General features: G+C 66.7%; 19 protein-coding genes. 8 read left to right on the top strand and 11 right to left on the bottom strand.

Annotated features, from left to right (window positions below):
* On the top strand, window positions 1-2,115 hold the full coding sequence (locus WDB71_RS08830; RefSeq protein ID WP_341501216.1) for an EAL domain-containing protein: 2,115 nt from the start codon (window positions 1-3) through the stop codon (window positions 2,113-2,115).
* Here the strand turns inward: WDB71_RS08830 and WDB71_RS08835 are convergent.
* The 7 genes from WDB71_RS08835 to WDB71_RS08865 all read right to left on the bottom strand — a co-directional run bounded on the left by WDB71_RS08835 (window position 2,094) and on the right by WDB71_RS08865 (window position 8,037).
* Complete coding sequence (locus tag WDB71_RS08835) at window positions 2,094-2,480, bottom strand: cupin domain-containing protein (RefSeq protein WP_341501217.1); 387 nt, start codon at window positions 2,478-2,480, stop codon at window positions 2,094-2,096. The genes WDB71_RS08830 and WDB71_RS08835 overlap by 22 nt on opposite strands.
* Window positions 2,477-3,100, bottom strand: a complete 624-nt coding sequence (locus tag WDB71_RS08840) for a LysE family transporter (RefSeq protein WP_341501218.1) — start codon at window positions 3,098-3,100, stop codon at window positions 2,477-2,479. Before WDB71_RS08840 ends, WDB71_RS08835 begins: the two co-directional genes overlap by 4 nt.
* Window positions 3,097-3,789: a hypothetical protein gene (locus WDB71_RS08845; protein WP_341501219.1), complete on the bottom strand. Its 693-nt coding sequence runs from the start codon at window positions 3,787-3,789 to the stop codon at window positions 3,097-3,099. The genes WDB71_RS08840 and WDB71_RS08845 overlap by 4 nt, the downstream gene beginning before the upstream one ends.
* A 100-nt stretch (window positions 3,790-3,889) precedes the next feature.
* On the bottom strand, window positions 3,890-5,008 hold the full coding sequence (gene tyrA, locus WDB71_RS08850; protein WP_341501220.1) for a bifunctional chorismate mutase/prephenate dehydrogenase: 1,119 nt from the start codon (window positions 5,006-5,008) through the stop codon (window positions 3,890-3,892).
* Window positions 5,008-6,078 (bottom strand): 3-deoxy-7-phosphoheptulonate synthase, encoded by a 1,071-nt coding sequence (locus WDB71_RS08855; protein ID WP_341501221.1) that lies wholly within the window; start codon window positions 6,076-6,078, stop codon window positions 5,008-5,010. The genes tyrA and WDB71_RS08855 overlap by 1 nt, the downstream gene beginning before the upstream one ends.
* 178 nt (window positions 6,079-6,256) lie before the next feature.
* Entirely contained in the window at window positions 6,257-7,051 is a 795-nt protein-coding gene (locus tag WDB71_RS08860; protein WP_341501222.1) for an SDR family oxidoreductase, read from the bottom strand.
* Window positions 7,048-8,037: a carbohydrate kinase family protein gene (locus WDB71_RS08865; protein WP_341501223.1), complete on the bottom strand. Its 990-nt coding sequence runs from the start codon at window positions 8,035-8,037 to the stop codon at window positions 7,048-7,050. Before WDB71_RS08865 ends, WDB71_RS08860 begins: the two co-directional genes overlap by 4 nt.
* A 114-nt stretch (window positions 8,038-8,151) precedes the next feature.
* Between WDB71_RS08865 and WDB71_RS08870 the strand changes: the two genes are divergently transcribed.
* On the top strand, window positions 8,152-9,291 hold the full coding sequence (locus tag WDB71_RS08870) for a 3-phenylpropionate MFS transporter (protein WP_341501224.1): 1,140 nt from the start codon (window positions 8,152-8,154) through the stop codon (window positions 9,289-9,291).
* A gap of 63 nt (window positions 9,292-9,354) precedes the next feature.
* On the opposite strand, the gene tesB is transcribed toward WDB71_RS08870, so the two are convergent.
* The 3 genes from tesB to WDB71_RS08885 form a co-directional block, all read right to left on the bottom strand.
* Window positions 9,355-10,224 carry an acyl-CoA thioesterase II gene (tesB, locus tag WDB71_RS08875; RefSeq protein WP_341501225.1) on the bottom strand — a complete coding sequence of 290 codons (870 nt, stop codon included), beginning with the start codon at window positions 10,222-10,224 and terminating at the stop codon, window positions 9,355-9,357.
* A 9-nt stretch (window positions 10,225-10,233) separates the two neighbouring features.
* Window positions 10,234-10,878 (bottom strand): MBL fold metallo-hydrolase, encoded by a 645-nt coding sequence (locus tag WDB71_RS08880; RefSeq protein WP_341501226.1) that lies wholly within the window; start codon window positions 10,876-10,878, stop codon window positions 10,234-10,236.
* Window positions 10,879-10,945: 67 nt separating this feature from the next.
* Window positions 10,946-11,404, bottom strand: coding sequence for a hypothetical protein (locus WDB71_RS08885; RefSeq protein ID WP_341501227.1), 459 nt, complete (start codon window positions 11,402-11,404; stop codon window positions 10,946-10,948).
* A 120-nt stretch (window positions 11,405-11,524) separates the two neighbouring features.
* Here WDB71_RS08885 and WDB71_RS08890 point away from each other — a divergent pair, with 120 nt between their 5' ends.
* The 5 genes from WDB71_RS08890 to WDB71_RS08910 all read left to right on the top strand — a co-directional run bounded on the left by WDB71_RS08890 (window position 11,525) and on the right by WDB71_RS08910 (window position 15,278).
* The gene (locus WDB71_RS08890; protein ID WP_341501228.1) at window positions 11,525-12,421 is read left to right on the top strand and encodes a prohibitin family protein; all 897 of its coding nucleotides are present in this window, start codon (window positions 11,525-11,527) and stop codon (window positions 12,419-12,421) included.
* 40 nt (window positions 12,422-12,461) lie between these two features.
* The gene (locus WDB71_RS08895) at window positions 12,462-13,088 is read left to right on the top strand and encodes a TIGR01621 family pseudouridine synthase (RefSeq protein WP_341501229.1); all 627 of its coding nucleotides are present in this window, start codon (window positions 12,462-12,464) and stop codon (window positions 13,086-13,088) included.
* Window positions 13,089-13,147: 59 nt separating this feature from the next.
* Window positions 13,148-14,053 (top strand): LysR family transcriptional regulator, encoded by a 906-nt coding sequence (locus WDB71_RS08900; protein WP_341501230.1) that lies wholly within the window; start codon window positions 13,148-13,150, stop codon window positions 14,051-14,053.
* Window positions 14,054-14,154: 101 nt separating this feature from the next.
* Window positions 14,155-14,538: a DoxX family protein gene (locus WDB71_RS08905; protein WP_341501231.1), complete on the top strand. Its 384-nt coding sequence runs from the start codon at window positions 14,155-14,157 to the stop codon at window positions 14,536-14,538.
* Window positions 14,529-15,278 (top strand): class III extradiol ring-cleavage dioxygenase, encoded by a 750-nt coding sequence (locus WDB71_RS08910; protein ID WP_341501232.1) that lies wholly within the window; start codon window positions 14,529-14,531, stop codon window positions 15,276-15,278. The genes WDB71_RS08905 and WDB71_RS08910 overlap by 10 nt, the downstream gene beginning before the upstream one ends.
* A 45-nt stretch (window positions 15,279-15,323) precedes the next feature.
* Here the strand turns inward: WDB71_RS08910 and WDB71_RS08915 are convergent, their stop codons facing one another.
* Window positions 15,324-16,469, bottom strand: a complete 1,146-nt coding sequence (locus tag WDB71_RS08915) for a hypothetical protein (RefSeq protein WP_341501233.1) — start codon at window positions 16,467-16,469, stop codon at window positions 15,324-15,326.
* Between the two features lie 91 nt (window positions 16,470-16,560).
* On the opposite strand from WDB71_RS08915, the gene WDB71_RS08920 reads away from it, so the two are divergent.
* Window positions 16,561-17,181 carry a glutathione binding-like protein gene (locus WDB71_RS08920; RefSeq protein WP_341501234.1) on the top strand — a complete coding sequence of 207 codons (621 nt, stop codon included), beginning with the start codon at window positions 16,561-16,563 and terminating at the stop codon, window positions 17,179-17,181.
* Window positions 17,182-17,194: the final 13 nt, after the last annotated feature.

The raw sequence follows: 17,194 nt of genomic DNA on the forward strand, positions 1-17,194 counted from the left end.
ATGACAAGAAGGCACCAACTGACCCGGGTCCTGGTGGTGGACGACGACGCCACCACCAGGCTGATGATGGAAGAATCCCTGGACGATCTGGGCATGGTGGTGGATACGGCCGCAAGCGGCGACGGCCTGCTCGACAGGCTCGCCGGCCAGATGCCAGACCTGATCCTGCTGGACGTGAACCTGCCCGGCCAGAATGGCTTCGAGCTGTGCGAGGCCATCCGCGATGCGCCGGGCGGCGCCCAGGTGCCCATCGTCATGATCACCGGCAAGGACGATCTGGCCTCCATCCACCAGGCCTTCGAAAACGGCGCCACCGACTTCATCGCCAAGCCCATCAACTGGGATCTGCTGCCCTTTCGCGTCCGCTACCTGCTGCGCAACAGCCAGTTCTACAAGGATCTCTGCACCAACCGCCAACAGCTGATCAACACCAAGAAGGTGGCCCGCATCGCCGACTGGTCCTGGGATCTCAGCCAGGGCCAGGGTTACTGGTCCCCCGAGCTGTACCGGCTGCTGGAGCTGCCCCTGAACAGCCCCGTCGGCAGCCAGCACCAGCTGCTGGATCATGTCTATGACGAAGACAGGGACAGGGTGGCCGATGTCCTGGAGCGGCTGTTCAACGAGCACCAGCCCTACGACATCGAATACCGGCTGTTCCGAGGCGAAGGCGAGACCTGCCTCTATGTGCAGGAGCGCTCCCTGGTCATCAACGACGAGCAGGGCCATCCCCAGTTCATCATCGGCACCATCCAGGACATCAGCCAGCGCAAGGAATTCGAGGCGGAGATCCACTTCCTGGCCTGCCATGACAGCCTCACCGGTTTCCTCAACCGCGCCGCCTTTCGCGAGCGCCTGGAGGCCGCCATGGCCAGGGCCAATCGCCACGGCTACGGCCTGCCGGTGCTCTTTTTCGACCTGGACGACTTCAAGGCCGTCAACGACCGCCTTGGCCATGACACCGGCGATCGCCTGCTCAAGGCCATTGCCCAGAGGATGAAGGCGGTCTTGCGCCGTTACGACGAGTTGGGCCGGACCGGGACCGCCAAGCGCTCGGAAGACAGCGCCGGCCGCTGGGGCGGCGACGAGTTCGTCGCCCTGCTGGACATGGCCGCCGATCCCAAGGATCTGGTGCGCATCTGCCGGCGGCTGCTGGACAGCATCCAGGCGCCCGTCGACCTGGGCAGCCAGGCGCTGCAGATCAACGCCAGCATCGGCATCGCCCTCTATCCCCAGGACGCCGACACGGCAGCCGGACTGATCGGCGCCGCCGACAAGGCCATGTACGCCGCCAAGTCGGCCGGCAAGGGCCGCTTCGCCTTTGCCAACCCCAGGCTCCACGACCAGGCCAACCGTTACCTGCAGATGGAGGCCAAGCTCCATGAAGCCATCGCCGGTGACGAGCTGAGGCTGTTCTACGAGCCCGTGGTGGAGCTGGCCACTGGCCGGACGGTGGGCATGGAGGCCAGGCTGCGCTGGCAACTGGACCGGGACGAGGCCCTGTCACCCCATGAGTTCTGGGACGTCGCCTGCCAATCCCACCTGCGCCATGATATCGAGAGCTGGGTGCTGGCCAAGGCGGCCAGCCAGGCCAGGCAATGGCAGCAGCAGGGCCGGGAACACTGGCTGTCCATCAACCTGTCCCAGGCCCAGCTGCTGCATCGGGATTTCCTTGGCCACCTGGATCAGCTGCTGGCCAGCCTGGATCTCAACCCCCACAGGCTCAGGTTTGAGCTGCCGGAATCGGCCCTGGAGCGGTCCAGCGAGGAGCTGCGCCAGGCCATTGACGAGCTCAGGGCCAGGGGCTGCGGCTTCTACATCGAGGGATTTGGCCTGGGCCAGCTGTCCCTGCATCATCTCGGCCAATACGGCGTCGATGGCCTCAAGGTGGCCAGGGAAATCGTCGCCGCCCTGGGCCGGGGCCAGGCCGAATTCAACCTACTCAAGGGCATCGTCGCCATGGGCCTGAGCCTGGATCTGGACGTGGTGGCCGTAGGGGTGGACGACGCCGCCCAGCAGGCGGCCCTTCAGGGCCTGGATGGCCTGCTGGTCCAGGGCCTGCAATTCGGCCCACCCCAGCCCCTGGACGAAGGCGTTCAGGCCGGCTCCTGCTCATAGCCCGGGGTATCGACGCAGGGCACGCCATTGTGTTCGGCACGCACGTTGCGCACCCGGCTGCCGGGGGGATAGGCGCCCATCACCTGGCAATCCGGACTGGCCTCCAGGCAGCGGTGGTTGAGGCCGGCCGGGATCAGCACCGCATCGCCCGCCTTGAGCCGATGCTCGTCGCCCCCGGCACCGCCCAGCTCCACCCTGGCCCAGCCACTCAGCAGCACCACCACCTCGTGGGCCTCGGGGTGGTAATGGCGGTAGTCGTAGAGGCCGTCTATCCAGGCGTCCACCCAGTCCCTGTCCGCCAGCCGGGTCTTGATCTGCCCGGGCGTCAGGCCCTTGAAGGCGCCCAAGTACAGTGTCGCTTTCATGTTCCCTCCTTCAGGGTCGAGCCGGCCAGGCCCAGGCCCAGCAGCACCAGGGCGCCCCCTATGCCCTGCTCGATGCGCTGGCGCAGCCGCGCCACCAGGGCCGCCGTGTGCTCGGACGACAGCGCCAGGGCCACCAGGGCGAACCAGCCCAGGTGGGCCAGCGAGATGAAGGCGCCATAGCCCAGCTGCACCGCCAGGCCGGTCTCCGGCGATACCACCTGGCTGAACAGGGCCACCACGAACAGGGTGGTCTTGGGATTGAGGGCATTGCTGAGAAAGCCCATCCTCAGCGCGGCCCGATCCGATACCGCCGGCGCAGGCCCCCCACTCTCTGGCGTCCTACCGGCGCCGCGGATCAGGCCGATGCCCAGCCAGATCAGGTAGGCGGCGCCCAGGTACTTGAGCAGGCTGAACAGGACGATGGACTGGGAGATGATCAGCCCCACCCCCAGCATGGAGTAGGCCACGTGGATCCACACCGCCAGGGCGATGCCCAGGGCCGTCATCAGCCCGGCCCGGCGTCCCAGCACCATGGCGTTGCGGCTGGCCATGGCAAAATCGGCGCCCGGGCTGACCACGGCCAGCAGGGTAATGGTGGCAACGGCAATCAATTCCATCATTGGGCAGTCTCCTCAATGCTGATACGGCGGCACCTGGCCAGCTCGCTCACCGCCGTCCAGCGGAACAGGGCCATGATGGCCAGCTTGGTCAGGGCACTGGTGCCGGCCAGCACCAGCAGCGGCCAGCCGCTGTCCAGGCCCATGGCCAGGGCGAAGGCGATGGTGGAGATGTCCATCAGCAGTATGTACTGGGCCATCTTCAGCGACACGGCGCCGGTGCGGCCCTGGCGCCAGATCAGCAGGCATTGGTGAACATAGCCCTGGGCGATGGCGGCCGCCACCACCAGCATCAGGGTGGTGCCGACCAGGCGGCCCTGGTCGGCCACGGCCTCGCCCAGCACCAGGCCCAGCAGCGCCAGGCCCAGGCTGGCACCGGCCACCGCCAGCAGGGTGCGGCTGGCCGGGTTTTGGCGGTCGCGCCAGATCTCGAAGAGGATGGCCAGCACCAGCAGCGAGGCCAGCAGCCGCGGCCAGACCATGTAGTGGTTGAAGGGGCTGATGGCATAGCCGTAGACGAAGAAGGCCAGGTAGGCGTAAAAGCTGACCCCGAACTGGTTCAGCGACAGCACGGCGCTGGCGTCCTTCATGGTGCGCCGCTGCCAGAGCAGCCGCAGCTGGGACCAGAGCCCCAGCAGCGAAAAGAGGATGAAGGCGGTATTGAGGCTGCCGGTCAGATCATAGAGGCTCATCAGCCCTCCATAGCAGATCAGCCCCTTGGCCCGGAGCTGCAAGTCCTTGAGGTCCGGCCAATTTAACAGAGCGCAACCGCCATTCCCAAATCGGACCAGCTCAGTGGCCGTCGGCGGCCTTGGCCAGCAGCTGGCGGCTCTGGGCCAGGCCCGTGTCGGCGTGCGCGCCGAAGAAACCGGCCACGGCCTTAAAGCGCTCGGTAAAGGCCTGGGTGCCGCCGTGCTCCAGCCGGGCCAGCTCCTCGCCCAGCACCTGATGGTAGCGCCTGAGCAGGGCCAGGTTGTCGGGACTGGCCTGGATGATGGCGCCGTACAGGGCCGGATCCTGGGCAAAGAGGCGGCCCACCATGGCCAGCTCCAGCCGGTAGATGGGCGAGCTGAGCCGCTGCAGCTCATCCAGATCCGCCCCTTCGGCCATCAGGTGGCAGCCATAGGCAAAGCTGGTGAAGTGGCGCAGGGCCTGGATCAGGCCCATGGCCCTGTCGTGGGCCTCGGCCGCCACCTCTTCCAAACGGCAGCCCCAGAGCGCCATCTGCGCCAGCAGCCAGGCGCCCTGCTGTGCCCTGTGCCCGGGGCTGACCAGGATCACCTGCTTGGCAAAGCTGGCCACGTCCGGCCCGAACATGGGGTGCAGGCCCAGCACCGGCCCCGGGTGCTTTTGCGCCATGGCGGCCAGGGGCCCGGCCTTGACGCTGGTGAGGTCGGCCAGCACCGCGTCTTCGGGCAGGGCCGGCAGGCGGCGGAGCACCGCCTCGGTCTGCTCCAGGGGCACCGACACCAGCACCAGGCCGACGCCGGCGCACAGGGCCTCGGCGTCGGGCCAATCATCCTGGTCGAGGATCCTGACCTGATAGCCGGACAGCCTAAACTGCTCGGCAAAGCGCCGGCCCAGGCGGCCGCGGCCGCCGACGATCAGCACAGGTCCCAGCTCGGGATTCAGGCACTTGTAGCCCTTGTCCTGTTCGTTGGCGTAGGACTCGCGCATCAGCCGCCGCAGCACGTCTTCAATGAGATCCGGCGACAGCCCTCGGGCCTCGGCCTCCGCGCGGCGGGCCGCCAGCATGGCGGCCTCCCGCTCCGGCACATAGACCGGCAGGCCTTCCCGGTGCTTGAGTTCCCCCACCTCGGCCACCAGGGCCAGGCGCCTTTGCATCAGCGCCAGCAGCGCCTGATCGCACTGGTCGATGCCGGCCCTGAGTTCATCCAGGGTCCTGGCCATCAGCTGGCCTCCCTGAGCTGCCCGGCGGCCAGGGCGTCGCGGCAGCGGCCCAGCAGGCCCTCGGTGCTGGCCCAGTCGATGCAGGCGTCGGTGATGGACACCCCGTAGGCCAGCTGCTCCCTGGGCTGTTCGGCGCTCTGGTTGCCCTCATGGAGATTGGATTCCAGCATCAGGCCTATGATGGCGTCGTTGCCGGCCAGGCGCTGGGCCAGCACCGCCTCGGCCACCGCCGGCTGGCGGCGGTGATCCTTTTCCGAATTGCCGTGGGAGCAGTCCACCATGATGGCGCCGTTCAGGCCGGCGCCTTGAAGCTCGGCCAGGGCCTGGCCCACGGACGCCTCGTCATAGTTGGGGCCCTTGCCGCCACGCAGGATCACGTGACCGTCCGGGTTGCCTTCGGTGTGCAGCAGGCAGACCCGGCCCTCCTGGCTGATGCCGATGAAGCTGTGGCCCGACGAGGCGGCCTTGAGGGCATTGATGGCGGTGCCCAGGTTGCCGTCGGTGCCGTTCTTGAAGCCCACCGGCATCGACAGGCCCGAGGCCATCTCCCTGTGGGTCTGGGATTCGGTGGTGCGGGCGCCTATGGCCGACCAGGCGAAGCAGTCGCCCAGGTACTGGGGGCTGATGGGATCCAGGGCCTCGGTGGCCAGCGGCAGGCCCAGTGCCAGCAGATCGCGCAGCAGCGTCCGCGCCGTCCTCAGGCCGGTCTCCACGTCGAAGCTGCCGTCCAGGTGGGGATCGTTGATCAGCCCCTTCCAGCCCACCGTGGTACGGGGCTTCTCAAAATAGACCCGCATCACGATATAGAGGTGGTCCTGGTACCTGTCGTGGAGCGCCTTGAGCTGGGTTGCGTAGGCTTTGGCGGCGTCCACGTCGTGAATGGAGCAGGGGCCGCAGATCACCAGCAGGCGCTTGTCACGGCCATGGAGGATGTCGGCGATGGCCGCCCTGGACTCGGCCACGAAGGCCAGGCTTTGCTCGCCGACCGGGATCTCGGCCTTGAGCTGGGCCGGGGTCAGCAGGGGCTCTTCCTGGCGGATGTGGACATTGTTCAGGCGATCTTTTTGCATGGGGAACCTCTTGTAACTTTAAATTTACAGATATAAGGCGAGGTTATTTCTTATATCGATTTGACATTTTGAAATGCTCGCCTACGCAACCGCCTTCACCATAGCAATACGCCCCGGCAAAGCAAGCAAAAGACACAAAAAAACCGGCCGCCTGGGCCGGTTCCTTGCGCCTGGTCAATCAGTCCGCCCGTTGCGGCAGGGACTGGCGTGCCGCCAGGCGCCGGACCAGGGACGGCAACCAGGCCTTGAGGGTCACCGCCAGGCGCGGCAGGCCCCGGGCGATCACCACCTCGTCCTCGCCGGCCTCGATGGCACCGATGATGCGCGCCGCGCAATCGTGTGGGTTGATCCCCCTGTCGATGACCTCGTCGCTACGGCCCTGGCGACGGCCGTCGCCGGTGAGGGCGTTGCGGGCGATATCGGTGGCCACGAAGCCGGGGCAGATGCTGAGCACCTGTATGCCCTGGCCGCTCACCTCGGCCCGCAGGCAGTCCATGAAACCGAGCACGGCGAACTTGGCGCCCGAGTAGCCGCTCCTGAGCTTGGAGCCCACCTTGCCGGCCACCGAGCTGACCGCGACTATGGTGCCGGCCCCCTGGGCCAGCATGGCCGGCAGCACCGCCTTGGTCAGGGCCACCACCGCGAAGTAGTTGACCTCCATCACCTGGCGGTACACGGCCATGTCGGTGTCCTGAGCCAGGCTGCGCTGGCTGACGCCGGCGTTGTTGATGAGGATGTCCAGGCCGCCGAGCTTGTTGAGCACAGGTGCCACCAATGCCCCGAGGTGGAGGGTGTCGTTGAGATCGAGCGGCACCACCAGGTGCTCGCCGGGCAGGCGCTCGGCGAGGGCGCGAAGCTCCGGCTCACGCCGCGCCGACAGCACCAGGGTCGCCCCCTGGGCGGCCAGTTGCTCGGCCAGGGCCAGGCCGATGCCGCTGGTGGCGCCGGTGAGCCAGATCCTTTTGCCGTTCATGCTTCCTCCCCACAGGGCTCGATGACCCTGTTGTCCTTGTCGAGCCGCTTGGCCATATCCGGCCCGCGCAGCAGGTAGTTCTTAGCGCCCTTGAAGGCCATCACCGACTCGGCGTTGAGCATGCCCATGCGCAGGCTCTGCTCCAGGGACAGCCCCCTGGCCAGGCCGGCCACGAAGCCGCTGCCGAAGGCGTCGCCGGCGCCGGTGGTCTCGACGATGTGCAGCTGATCGCTGGGCCTGGCGTGCAGGCACTGGCTGCCGTCGCCGGCCCAGAGGCCGTTGGCGCCGTCGGTGACCACGACGATGGCCGGTCCCAGCTGGCGGAGCCGGTCCGGCAGCCCGCTCTCGTCCAGCTGCTCGTTGGGATCCAGTCCCAGCAGCAGGCAGGCCTCCTCGCGGTTGAGGATCAGCGCCTGGGTGTGGGCCAGTATGGGCGCCAGGGCCTCGGCGCCCAGCTTGGCCAGATAGGTGGAGGGGTTGAAGGCCACCTGGGCCTGCACCTGGGGGATCAGCGCCTTGACGGTGTCCAGGCTCTGGCCGAGCATGGCGCCGCAATAGAGCCAGTCGCAATCCGGCAGCTTGGCCTCCTGCGGGCTCAAATTGTCGTTGCAGCCCTTGAAGGCCAATATGGTGCGGTCGTCATGGATGGAGTCGAGGATCACCGACAGGCCGCTCTGGCCGCCCCGGGCGCCCACGAAGCTGACCTGTTCCTGCTCGAGGGCGGCCAGGATCTCGTCGCCGTGGCTGTCGTCGCCCACCTTGCCCAGATAGGCGGTGTTGAAGCCCAGGCGGGCAAAGGCCACGGCGGTGTTGGTACCACCCCCGCCAATGGTGGTGTGCAGTTCCCTGACCAGGATCTTGGAGCCCAGGGGGTAGGCGATGAGCCGCTCTATGGAGTGGCTGGTTTCGATCTGCACCAGCTCGGAGTCGGTGTCGGCGAAGTGGTCTATGGTGGCCGAGCCCAGGGTGACGATGTCAAAGCGCATGGCAGTGTCCGTCCTTGTTTTTCCCCAGCTTAGCGCTTTTGAGGCCCGGCTGTCTTGACCTGGCCCGGGCCCGGGCCGATCATGGCGGCCCCTTGCAAGCAGGATGCTGTCGCTATGCTCTCTCCCCGCCTTTGGCTGTCTCTTTTCTATATCAATTTCTTCCTGGGCTGGGGGATCTACCTGCCCTTCTGGGCCCTGTGGCTCAAGGACCAAGCCCTGCCCCCCACCCAGATCGGCCTGTTGCTGGGCCTGGCCCAGGGCACCCGCGCCCTGGGCTCCCTGCTGCTGACCACCCGCGTCAAGCAGGCCCAGCAGTTGATCCCGGCCAGCCGGTTGCTCAGCCTGGCCACCTTCTGCGCCTTCCTGGCCTTCCTGCTGCCCCAGTCCATGGCGCTGCTGGTGGTGCTGACCGTGGTCAGCTCCCTGCTCTACTCGCCGCTGGTGCCCCTGTCGGATACCCTGGCCACCCGCATGGTGACCCAGGTGGGCCTGGACTACGGCAAGGTGCGGCTGTGGGGCTCGGTGGCCTTCGTCCTGGCCACCACCGGCATCGGCTATGTCACCGGTTGGCTGGGCGCCGAGGCGATACTCTGGTGCCTGCTGGCCAGCCAGGCGCTGATGTGGCTGGGCACCATGATCCCCATGACGGTGCAGCCCAACGACGGCGAACAGGCCAGGCCGGCCCTGGCCTGGCACGGCCTGCTGCGCCAGCCCATGGTGCTGCGCTTTCTGGCGGTGGTGGCGCTGATCCAGGGCAGCCACGCCGCCTTCTACGGCTTCTCCGCCATCCACTGGCAGTCCCTGGGCATAGGCGAAGGGGCCATAGGCGCCCTGTGGAGCCTGGGGGTGGTGGTGGAGGTGGCCATCTTCTACTTCGCCCGTCACCTGTTCGCCGGTCGCAGCGCCGCCCAGCTGCTGGCCCTGGCCGCCGGGGCCGTGCTGCTGCGCTGGACAGGCACCGCCCATGCCGAGAGCCTGTGGGCCCTGGCGGGCCTGCAGGCCCTGCACGGCCTGACCTTCGCCACCGCCCACCTGGGCGCCATGCAGTACATAGGCCGGGAGCTGCCCGGTCATTTCGCGGTGGGCACCCAGGCCCTCTATTCGGCGTTTTGCCTGAGCCTGGCGGTGGCGGCCATGATGCTGGTCAGCGGCGCCCTGTTCGAGCAGGTCGGCGGCCAGATCTTCCTGATCATGGCGGCCCTGGGCCTGCCGGCGCTGCTGCTGTGCCGGGGCTTGAAACGGGTCGAGGACTAGCGCCCCGCCGCCAAGAAAAAGGCCGCCCTAGGGCGGCCTTTTGCCATCGGCTGTGCAACGGCATCACGCCTTTTTCGGGCGCTGGCGCATCAGCCCTTCCTGCTGGCTGGTGGCCACCAGGCGGCCCTGGCGGTCGAAGAACTGGCCCCGAACCAGGCCGCGGCCGCCGGAGGCGGAGGTGCTGTCCACGGCGTAGAGCAGCCAGTCGTCCAGGCGGAAGTCGCGGTGGAACCACATGCTGTGGTCTATGGTGGCCACCTGCAGACCGGGATCCATGTAGGACTTGCCGTGGGGCTGCAACGCCGTGGGCAGGAAGTTGAAGTCGGAGGCGTAGGCCAGCAGGTACTGGTGAATGCGCAGGTCGTCCGGCATGTCGCCGCTGGCCTTGAGCCACACGTAGCGCACCGGCTCGGCGGTGACCGGCTCCAGCGGGTTGTGGAACACCACGGGCCGCATCTCTATGGGCATCTCGGTGAGGAAGTTGTCGATGATCTTCTTCGGCAGCCGCTCCTTGAACGGCAGCGCCAGCTCGTGCTCGCTGGGCAGGTTGTCCGGCCCGGGCACGATCGGCATCTCCGCCTGGTGCTCAAGGCCCTCCTCCTGGCGCTGGAAGGAGGCGGTCATGGTGAAGAGGGTGCGGCCGTGCTGCACCGCCTTGACCCGGCGGGTCGAGAAGCTGCCGCCGTCACGGACGTTCTCCACCAGGTAGACGATGGGCGCCCTGGCGTCACCGGGCTCCAGGAAGTAGGAATGCAGGGAGTGCACCAGGCGCTCCTCCACCACCGTCTCCTTGGCCGCCGACAGGGCCTGGCCCAGCACCTGGCCGCCGAACACGGCCGGGAAGCCCAGATCCTGGCTCTGGCCACGGAAGATGTCCTTTTCCACCTGCTCCAGCTTGAGCAGGTGCAGCAGTTCATTCAGTACTTGTGACATGGCGGTTCCTCAGCCGTAGTTGGGATCGGCGACAAAGGGGTTGGTGCGGCGCTCTTCGCCCAGGGTGGACATGGGGCCATGGCCGGGGATGAAGCGCACCTCGTCACCCAGGCCGAACAGCTTGTCGCGGATGGAGGAAATCAGCTGGTCGTGGTTGCCCCTAGGAAAATCGGTGCGACCGATGGAGCCCTTGAACAGCACGTCGCCCACCTGGGCCAGCCGGCTGGGCCTGTGGAAGAACACCACATGGCCCGGGGTATGGCCGGGGCAGTGCAGCACTTCCAGCTCGGTGTCGCCGAGTTCGACCACGTCGCCCTCTTCCAGGTAGCGGTCCGGGCTGAAGGGGGTGGCGTCCGGAAACTGGAACATCCGCGACTGATCGCCCAGGCGATCCAGCCAGAACTGGTCGTCCCTGTGGGGGCCTATGATGGGCACCTTAAGCCTTTCCCTGAGCCTGGCGGCGGCGCCGGCGTGGTCGATATGGCCGTGGGTGAGCAGGATCTGGCCGACCTTGACGCCCTTTTCGGCCACCAGGGCCAGGATGCGCTCCAGGTCGCCACCCGGATCGATGATGGCCCCTTCCAGGCTGTCCGGGCACCACACCAGGGTGCAGTTCTGGGCGAAGGGGGTAACGGGTAATACGGCAAATTCCATAGCGTATTGGGTTCTGGGGTTTTGGCCCATGGTACCCCGAAAGGCCCCCGCCCTGGCAATGGCTAGCTTACTGCTGCGCCTTCAACCAGCGGTCGCTGAGCAGCGACTCCAGCGCCCGGGGAGGCAGTTTCAGCCACAGCGGCAGGGTGGCGTCCACCTCCATGCGGCTGCGCTCGAAGACCCGTCCCGGCCACTTCCGCTGTCCTTCCTCGGTGAGCAGCAGCCCCAGGGAAGGATAGAAATGGTGGTAAACGAGCTGGATCCCCTCGATGTCCCGCCACTCCAGTCGGCCCTTGTTGAACCAGTAGGCCAGCTCCAGGCCATCGTCGTCCAGGATCAGCTGATGGCAGCGCGGCAGCAGTGCCAGCGCGTAGATGAAGGCCACCACCAGGAACAGCCCCAGCACCACCAGGCCGTAACCTTCCCCCAGTGCATAACGCCAGCCGCCGATGCCGGCCAACAACAGGCTGAGGGCGATACCGCCGGCCGCCAGCCAGGGATTGCTGCCAATGATGGTTTTGTTCATGGGTCACTCCGTTCGCTTTTGGGCGCCGATGATACTGCCTGCCCGACCTCATTTGCCAGCTCCCGGCATTCGTGACATATTATGTCCAAGCATCAGAGAACAATAATCAAGGAGAGGACCATGAACCGCAAACTGCCCATCAATCCCCTGGCCGTGGTCGGCGGCATCGCCGTACTGAGCATGATCTACAGCGCCATGTACACCGTGGACGAAGGCCATGTGGGGGTGATCAAGCGCTTCGGTGAAGCCAAGGAGCAGGTCAACCCCGGCCTGCACTTCAAGATCCCCTTCGCCGACCGGGTCGAGGCCATAGAGGTACGTACCCGCAAGAACGTCGAACAGCTGCCCGCCGCCACCTACGAGCAGATGCCGGTCACCGCCGAGGTGTCGGTGAACTGGACGGTGAACAAGGACGACGCCCTGTCCCTGTACCGGGCCTATGGCGGCCTGTCCCAGTTCGAGCAGCGGATCCTGGATCCCAAGCTGCGCTCGGCGTCCAAGGACGCCCTGGCCCACTACAAGGCCGAGCAGCTGATCCAGAATCGCGCCTCCGTCATCAACGAGATAGAGGCACTGCTACTGGACGCCATGAGCGACTACCCGGTCAAGCTGGACTCGGTGCAGATCGAAAACATCGTGCTGCCGCCGCGCTATATCGAGTCCATCCAGATCAAGCAGACCGAGAAGAACCTGGCCCAGGCCGAGCAGCACAAGCTGGAGCGCCAGCGTCTGGAGGCCCAGCGGGCCGTGAACACCGCCCAGGCCGAGCGTGACGCCAACAAGGCCAGGGCCGACGGCCAGGCCTATGCCATCCGCGCCGAGGCCGAGGCCCAGGCCGAAGCCATCCGCCTCAAGGGCGACGCCGAGGCCAAGGCCATGAAGGCCAAGGCCGATGCCCTCAAGGCCAACCCGGGGCTGGTGGACTACGTCAAGGCCCAGCAGTGGAACGGCCAGATGCCCCAGACCATGCTGTCCGACGGCACCAACCTGTTCTGGACCCTGCCCCAGAAGAAATAACTTGTGAGCCACCTGACGGGCGCCTAAGATGGCGCCCGTTATGTTTGAGCTCCTCTTTTCCCACCCCCGCTTCCACGTCATCCACAAGACGGCGCCCATGAGCTTCCACTCGGAAGACGGTCCCGGCCTGTTCGAAGCCATCAAGGCCGAACTGGCTGAGCCGCTGTGGCCGGTGCACCGCCTGGACAGGGTCACCACCGGCCTGCTGCTGGTGGCCCGTGACGCCGAGGCCTGTGCCGAACTCTGCGCCCTGTTCGCCGAGCACCGGGTGGACAAGTGCTACCTGGCGCTGTCGGACAGGAAGCCGGGCAAGAAGCAGGGCTGGGTCAAGGGCGACATGGCCAAGGGCCGACGTGGCGCCTGGAAGCTGCTGAGGAGCACCACGAACCCGGCGGTGACCCGCTTCGACAGCCAATCCCTGGGCCCCGGGCTGCGCCTGTATCGGCTCTGGCCGCAGACCGGCCGCACCCACCAGCTGCGGGTGGCCATGAAGAGCCTGGGCGCCCCCATACTGGGCGACGACCTCTACGGCGGCAGCGCCCATGACAGGGTCTGCCTGCATGCCCATGCCCTGCGCTTTCGCGCCTTCGGCGAGGACTTCGCCTTCCAGGCCGCGGCGGATTTCGTCCCGGCCGAGGCCCTGCCCGCCCCTTTCCCGGCCCCCTGAGCTTGCCCGGGGCCGGCAAAGCCCCTAGCATCACAGCAAAACCACAGCCCGAGCCGGCCATGAACCTGCTCCACGCCATGGCGGCCTTTGCCCGGGTCGCCGAACTGCACAGCTACACCCAGGCCGCCGAGCAGCTGGACCTGTCCCGCACCCAGATCAGCAAGCTGGTGGCGGCCCTGGAGGATCACCTGGGGGTACGGCTGCTGCACCGCACCACCAGGCGGGTCAGCCTCACCGAGGCCGGCGCCGCCTACCTGCCCAAGGCCCAGCAGATCCTGACCCTGGTGGACGAGGCCCACAGCCAGACCGCCGATCTCGGCGAAAGCCTGCGGGGCAAAATTCGCGTCAACGGCCCCATGAGCTTCGGCGCCCATTTCCTGGCCCCGGCCCTGGCCCCCTTCCTGGCCCGGCACCCGCAGCTGGATATCGAGCTGGAGCTCAACGACCGCCGGGTCGACCTCATCGAGGAAGGCTATGATCTGGCCGTTCGCATCAGCGAGCTCAAGGACTCCAGCCTGGTGGCCACCCGCCTGACCCACTGCCGGATGCTGATCTGCGCCACCCCCGACTACCTGGCCAGGCACGGCGCCCCAAGCCAGCCACAGGAGCTCAAGGATCATCAGTGCCTCAACTACCGCTATGCCAGTGAGGGCCGACAGTGGCGCTTTAGCGTCGACGGCAAGACCTTGCTGGTGCCGGTATCCGGTCCCCTGGAATGCAACAACGGCGAGGCGCTGGTGGGCGCGGTCAAGGCGGGCCTCGGCCTGACTTATTGCCCCAGCTTCCTGGTCGGCGCCGCCCTGGCCAGCGGCGAGCTGGTGACGGTGCTGGACCACTACCTGCCCGAGCCCTTCGGCATATACGCCATCTACCCCGCCAATCGCCACCTGCCCAACAAGGTCCGGGCGTTGATCCGCCACCTCAAGGACAGCTTCGGCGATCCCCCCTACTGGGAAGGCAATTGAGTCGCCATCGATGACAATCATTGTCAATTTTCGATGATTATCCCCAGGATTGCCTGACATAGACTGAGGCTGTTCCAATCATTCCTTGACGGAGACAGCTTATGAACGCTTATGCCACTACCCTGATGCGCGTTACCCTTGGCGCCTTCTTCCTGGCCCACGCCCTGTTGAAGGTGCTGGTCTTCACCCTGCCCGGCACCGTCGGCTATTTCGAGTCCCTTGGCCTGCCCGGTTTCTTCGCCCACCTGACCATACTGGCCGAGCTGGGTGGCGGCCTGGCGCTGATCCTCGGCGTCCAGACCCGGCTGGTGGCCCTGGCCCTGGTACCTGTGATGATCGGTGCCGCCTGGGCCCACGCCGGCAACGGCTGGGTGTTTTCCAACGCCGGCGGCGGCTGGGAGTTCCCGGTGTTCTGGACGCTGATGCTGCTGGTCCAGGCCGGCCTTGGCAGCGGCGCCCTGGTGGTTCGCAGGCAGTGGGCCTGATCATGCTGCCCGGCTACTTCATTTCCCACGGTTCCCCCATGCTGGCCCTGGAAACAGGGCCGGCCCAGGACTTCCTCAAGGCCCTGGGCCACCAGCACAGGCCCAGGGCCATACTGGTGCTGAGCGCCCACTGGCAGAGTCGGGCGCTGCAGGTTACCCGGGGCCCTGGGCTTGACACCCTTCACGACTTCCATGGCTTTCCCGACGCCCTGTACCGGCAGCGCTACCCGGCCAGCACCGCGCCTTCCCTGGTGGACTGGCTTGTGGACCGGCTTGGCGCTGAGCCTGTGGCCAGGGGCCTGGATCACGGCGCCTGGGTGCCGCTGTCGCTGCTGTATCCGGGTGCCGAGGTGCCGGTGGTGCAGCTGAGCCTGCCGGCCTGGTCCAATCAAGATCTGTACGCCCTGGGCAACAAGCTGCAGCCGCTGCGGGAACAAGGGGTACTGGTGCTGGCCAGCGGCTCCATCACCCATAACCTGGCCGAACTGGGCCCACAGGGCAGCCCGACGGCGCCCTGGGCGGCCGCCTTTGCCAATTGGGTGGCGCTGTGCCTGGAAAGCGGTGACAGGGACGCCCTGCTGGACTGGCAACGCCAGGCCCCCGAGGCCGGCCGCAACCACCCCACGGTGGAGCACTTCCAACCACTGCTGGTGGCCATGGGCCTGGGAGACGCCGCCAGGCGGGTGCACCGGGGCTTCAGCCACGCCAATCTGGCCATGGATTGCTACCGCTTTGATTGAAAAAGGCGCCCAAGGGCGCCTTCTTATTGCAGCGGCAAGCGGCATTCAGGCCGCCACCGACGACGCCATGGCAAAGCGGCTGCACAGCCAGGCCATGACCTCCTCGGCCTCGCGGTCGTCCAGCCAGTCGTCCAGCACCAGCATCCCCTGCTCCCCCAGCACCAGGATGCAGGGCCAGGGCTGGTAGATCATCAGGCATTGGTTGGGCCTGGCCAGGACCAGGGGCGGACGGCCCGCCTCCAGCACCTCCAGTTCGTCACCGAAGCGGCCCAGCTTCAGCGGCATGGACAACCCACGGTAGTCCCAGCTCAGGCTGATGACGGCCGCCAGGGCGAAGACCCAGATGGCCTGGCCCAGGCCGGGCCAGCCCAGCCATTGCTCCCAGAGCACGAAGCTGAGCAGGGCGCCGAAATGATCCAGCACCAGCTCCAGCAGCGCCAGCTCCAGCCACAACAGGGCGTTCATGCCAAAGGCCTTGCCGAGGCGCGGCAGGCGCACGAAGCGGCTGCGCCTTTGTAGCCAGGCGTTGTTTTCCTGCCAGCAGGCACTGCCAACCCTGTCGTGGGGCCAGGGCTGCTCGGCCAGTTCACCCAGGCCCAGGCTGTGGGCCAGTACCAGTGGCTTGCCAAGGCGGCCGGCCAGCGCCCGGCATTCGGCCAGGGCCCCTTGTGGCTCGCCATGGCGCCCCAGGGGCCAGATCTCGCCGTCGAAGTGCACCAGCTGGCTGTGCCAGCCGTCGCTTTCCAGTGCCAGGGCCACATGGTCGATGGCGTCCAGGTCGATACGCCGCTGCTCCCGGCCCCGGCCGGCGAGACGGCTGGTCCAGATCAGGAAGGGGCCATCGCGCTGCAGCACCCGGCCCTGGATGGGGGTCATGGACCGGCAGGGGCCGTCGGCCAGCCAGCCCACCGGTTTCAACAGCAGCAGGAGCAGCAACAGCCAGCCCTCGGGATCCCAGTGGTGGATCAGCAGCGACAGCACCACCAGCACGGCGGTGCCCAGCAGTTGGTCCGACAGGGAAAAGGGCTGTCCGCCGCCGGTCAGTTCGGCGCGAAAACGCGACAGCAGCAGCGTCTTGAGATCGTGCAGAAAATCCAGGAACCAGCTCAGGGGCCGGAACAGGCGCCGCAGGGGATGGTACTCGGGACGGGCGAATTGCCCCGCCCACAGGGTGACAGCAGGGTCCGACAAGGGCTATCCAATGGTTGGCCATGACCGCCAAAGTTTGTCTATTTTCCGTGTGGAAATCTATGGTTATCAGAGCCCTTCAACCAGGATAACCATGATGCGACTCTATTGTGCCCCCGGCGCCTGCTCCCTCGGGATCCATATCGCGCTGAACTGGATCGGCTGTCAATACCAGCTCAACATCGTCAACCCCCACGACGAGGACTATCTCAAGATCAATCCCGCCGGGGCCGTGCCGGCCATGACCCTGGACAATGGCCACACCCTGACCCAGAATGCCGCCATCTACCGCTACCTGATGCTGACCTACCCGGAGGCGGATCTGGGGGTCGCCAACACCCCATTGGCCCAGGCCGAGCTGGAACGCTGGAGCGCCTTCCTGACCGGTGATCTGCACCCCAGCTTCTATCCGTTGTTCAGCCCCGGGCGCTACAGCAGCGACCACTCGGAGCAGGCCCTGGCCCAGATCAAGGCCGCCGCCCTGACCCAGGTGCGCCGTAAGCTGGCGCTGCTGGACGCACACCTGCACGAGAAGACCCATATGGTCGGCAACAAGCGCACCGTAGTGGACGCCTACGTCTATCCCATGCTGAGATGGGCCACCAAGATGGTGCCCGGCGGCCTGGCGGATTACCCCCAGCTGCAGCGGCTCTTTGACGATCTCAGCCTGGATCCGGACGTGCAGAAGGCACTCAAGGAGGAAGGGCTGGCATGAAAAAGGGCGCCAA

Origin of the sequence: Gallaecimonas sp. GXIMD4217, assembly GCF_038087665.1 — a bacterium.
GTDB lineage: Bacteria > Pseudomonadota > Gammaproteobacteria > Enterobacterales > Gallaecimonadaceae > Gallaecimonas.